Genomic DNA, 4,273 nt, shown 5'->3' on the forward strand with positions numbered 1-4,273 from the left:
GTGTTTTTCATGGTATTAGATTTAAGGTTAACAATGAAGATTGGTTGTCGTGAGACAACCTTTCCTTTTTTATACACCTTCCCTTGCTACATCGGGCGATACCGGAGAATGACCACATTCATGAGTAAATTATCGAATCATCACATCAATTGGGACTTTCACAAAATATAAATTATTTGTAGAGTCGAAATGGCGTTATTATTGTTATTTTTGTAATGAAAATGGTCACATATGGATTTCAGGACAATCATACATAACCCCGTTTCAGCTATACAGATCGATCATACTACCCGGATGATGCTTTTTGGTTCTTGTTTTTCTGAAAATATCGGCAGGAAGCTACAGTATTATAAATTCCGGTTGGATCTGAACCCTTTTGGAATCCTATATAATCCCTTTTCCATTTCTGCCGCTATCAGGAGATTATTAGGTGCAGAATCTTTTTCTGAAGCCGACCTTGTATCTTGCAATGGTATATTCCATAGCCTGATGCATCATGGACAATTTTCATCTTCCGATAAGGATACTTGTTTGCGGAATATTTCAGATCGTTTTGAATGTGCAGCCGGCAATATCAGGCAGACAGATCTCTTTCTTATTACTTTTGGATCTGCTTATGTATATCAATGGAAAGAGAGTGGGGTGATTGTGGGGAATTGCCATAAGTTTCCATCTAATATGTTTCATAGGTTCCGCCTTTCAGTAGGGGAGGTCATAGAAGAATGGAGCGAAATAATTACTGCACTCAAGGCTGTTCAGCCAAAGATTCAGTTACTGTTCACAGTAAGTCCTGTGCGTCACTGGAAAGAGGGTGTACATGAGAATCAACTCAGTAAATCGGTCCTTCATCTGGCTATTGATAAATTACAGCATCTTTTCCCCGATAATGTATACTATTTTCCCGCTTACGAGGTTATGATCGATGATTTGCGTGATTACAGATTTTATGAGAATGATATGATCCATCCTTCCTCTGTAGCCATAGACTATATCTGGCAGCTTTTCGGCAAAACTTTTTTCTCGGACCATACAATGAAAATAAATGAAGAATGGGAACAGATCCGAAAAGCGTTGGATCATCGCCCCATTTATCCTGGAACAAACGCCCATAACAAATTTATGAAGGATACCCGGAGAAAGTTGAATGAGTTTATCCTGAAGTTTCCGGAAATATCTTGTGATGAGACGAATACATCAATGTGCCAATGAGATTAATGTGATAATTATTATAATTTGCAAATCAGTAAATCGGTAAATCAGCAAATTAATTATGCAATACAATATTCAAGAAATAGCGTCTATATTAGGAGTTTCTATAGACAGGCAGGCATCCGGCGAGATATCGATTCTTCTTACAGACAGTCGGAAACTGTCACTTCCTGCAGAAACACTTTTCTTTGCGTTGGAAACGAAAAATAACGATGCCCACCTTTTTATTGATGATTTGTATCAGAAAGGTGTGCGCTACTTTGTTGTCAGTAAGCTTTTTCCGGAGTGGCAAAAATGGGGTGGTGCCCATTTTCTGAAAGTGAAGAATTCTTTGTCGGCATTGCAGAAAATAGCAGCTTATCACCGGAAGCGATTCGATATACCTATTATAGGAATCACTGGAAGCAATGGAAAGACGATTGTCAAGGAGTGGCTTTATCAAATCCTTGAAAATGATTATAGTGTTGTCCGTTCTCCGAGGAGTTATAACTCACAGATAGGTGTCCCGCTCTCGGTATGGCAATTGAATGAAGATGCTGAGTTGGGTATCTTTGAAGCAGGAATATCGATGCCGGGTGAAATGGAGAACCTGGAGCCGGTCATTAAACCTACGATTGGAGTGCTGACTAAAATCGGAGAGGCGCATCAGGAGAATTTCACTTCCATGAAGCAGAAGATCATGGAGAAACTGGAGCTTTTCATGAATTGCGATGTTTTTATTTTTGATGAAGACAGCGAATTAGTCTCCGAGTGTGTCGATCAAATGGTGTTATCCCAGAAAACCTTTGGCTGGTCAAGAAGAAACAGGGATGCTCATTTATACATATCGGCTGTAAAAAAGAATGAGATGAACACAGCCATTGATTATTCTTTTCTCGATTTTGACTATTCGTTTACCATTCCTTTTACCGATGAAGCTTCGATTGAGAATGCCATCAGTTGCCTTGCCGTGGCACTCTATCTGCATATTTCTCCTCCGGAGATATCTTCACGAATGGCCCTGTTGGAACCGGTCGCCATGCGCCTGGATGTGCGAAAAGGGAAAGAGAATTGCATCATTATCAATGATACATATAATTCTGATATCAATTCTATTAAGATTGCCCTTGACTTTCAGCAGCAACGAAAAGTGGACCGACACCTGAAGAAAACATTGATCCTCTCTGATATTCTTCAGACAGGCATACCGTCCCGGTCTCTTTATAAGAAAGTAGCGGAGATGGTGGAGCAGAGCGGGATAGAAAGGATAATCGGTATAGGGAAAGAAATTGCTGCCAGCCAGGATATGTTTCCGATGCCGGAGAAATCGTTTTATGAGACTACGGGTGAATTTATCGATTCGGAGGAATGGCGGGGTTTCAACCATGAGTTGATTCTCCTGAAGGGAGCACGGAAGTATCATTTTGAGCAGATTTGCATCCTTATAGAGGAACGCATTCATGAAACGATGCTGGAAGTCGACCTTGATGCAGTAGTGCATAATTTCAACTTTTATAAATCGCGTTTGCAGCCGGATATGAAACTGGTCTGCATGGTGAAGGCCAATGCCTATGGTGCCGGTGCTGTGGAAATTGCCAAGACACTCCAATACCACCGTTGCGATTATCTGGCAGTTGCCGTGGCAGAGGAAGGCATTCAGCTTCGGAAGGAGGGAATTTCATTGCCCCTTATTGTATTGAACCCTGAAGTGAATGGTTTTGAAGAGCTTTTTTCTAATGATCTGGAACCCGAGGTGTATAACTTCCGGATTCTGTCAGCCTTTATAAAAGAGGCGGAAAGAAGGGGTATTACCGATTATCCGATCCATCTGAAGATTGATACCGGCATGCATCGGTTAGGGTTTCTTCCGGAACAAATTTCCGAGATGATCATCCTATTGAAGAAGCAAAAAGGATTGAAGGTACGTTCCATATTTTCTCATTTGTCTGCCAGTGAAAGTTGGCATTTCGATGATTTCACTCATCAGCAGATGCATATATTCAAGGAGGCCGCAAAGGAGATTGAGCAGGCCTTTCATTATCCGGTATATAAGCATATTCTGAATTCTGCCGGGATGGAGCGGTTTCAGGATACCAGATGGGATATGGCTCGCCTGGGGATTGGATTGTATGGCATCAGTGCAAGTGGTCTATCCGGACTGAAGAATGTATGTACGTTGAAAACGACCATTCTTCAGATAAAGGAAGTCTCTTCCAACGAGACCATCGGTTACGGCAGAAAGGAAAAATTAGCCTATGACGCCCGTATTGCTACCATCCGGTTTGGTTATGCCGATGGCTTGAATCGGCAATTCGGAAACAGGAAAGGGAAAGTGCTTATTAATGGGCAATATGCTCCTATTGTGGGGAATGTTTGCATGGATCTTTGTATGGTAGATGTAACCGATATAAAAGTCAAAGAGGGAGATTCCGTTATTCTCTTTGGTGAAGGTTTATCTGTCATCGAAATGGCGGAAAGTATTGGCACTATTCCCTATGAAATATTGACTGCTGTATCTCCCCGTGTAAAACGGATTTATATTAAAGAATGAAATTAGAATCAAGAGCCAAGGTATTTATGAGAATAATTATATTTGTAGTTCTTCAATAAAAATATCCCGACCAATATTGGCCGGGATATTTTTTAGTATGTTGTCTACTAATCTTAGTCTACAAAGAAGATAGCAACACGGTTCCAGTCGTTTTCTGCGTACGGCTGTTCGGTATCACCCTTCCAGTCGATAGAGATACGATCGCTGTTGATTCCGTATTCGTTGGTCAAAGCATCGGCAACCGCTCTTGCACGTTTTTCAGAAAGTGCAAAGTTGTATTCGGGAGTACCGGTTTGTTTGTCGGCATAAGCCACGATATTAACTTTCGCATTCGGGTTAGCTTTCATGTATTCAGCAGTGTTGTATACGCTTACTTGCTGACCTTTGTCAATCTTTGCAGAATTGATGCGGAAGAATACTACGTTAGGAATGTAAACAGCTTCGCTTACAACAGTCGGCTTCACTTCAGGACATTCCGGGCAAGATTCCGGTCTGAGTCTGAGTTGTTCATTTTCAGCACGCAGTCTGTTGATC

At 41.4% G+C, this 4,273-nt stretch carries 3 protein-coding genes; 2 read left to right on the forward strand and 1 reads right to left on the reverse strand.

Features of this window, described 5'->3' with window-relative positions:
- Positions 1-231 precede the first annotated feature (231 nt).
- Both B4G81_RS04210 and B4G81_RS04215 read left to right on the forward strand, forming a co-directional pair.
- Entirely contained in the window at positions 232-1,209 is a 978-nt protein-coding gene (locus tag B4G81_RS04210) for a GSCFA domain-containing protein (protein ID WP_294080413.1), read from the forward strand.
- Between the two features lie 61 nt (positions 1,210-1,270).
- Positions 1,271-3,739 (forward strand): bifunctional UDP-N-acetylmuramoyl-tripeptide:D-alanyl-D-alanine ligase/alanine racemase, encoded by a 2,469-nt coding sequence (locus B4G81_RS04215; protein WP_294080415.1) that lies wholly within the window; start codon positions 1,271-1,273, stop codon positions 3,737-3,739.
- Positions 3,740-3,852: 113 nt separating this feature from the next.
- Here B4G81_RS04215 and B4G81_RS04220 read toward each other — a convergent pair.
- Positions 3,853-4,273, reverse strand: a 421-nt coding sequence (locus B4G81_RS04220; RefSeq protein ID WP_294080417.1) for an OmpA family protein, incomplete at its 5' end; no start/stop codon positions are given.

This window comes from Proteiniphilum sp. UBA5384, assembly GCF_002410825.1.
Lineage (GTDB): Bacteria > Bacteroidota > Bacteroidia > Bacteroidales > Dysgonomonadaceae > Proteiniphilum.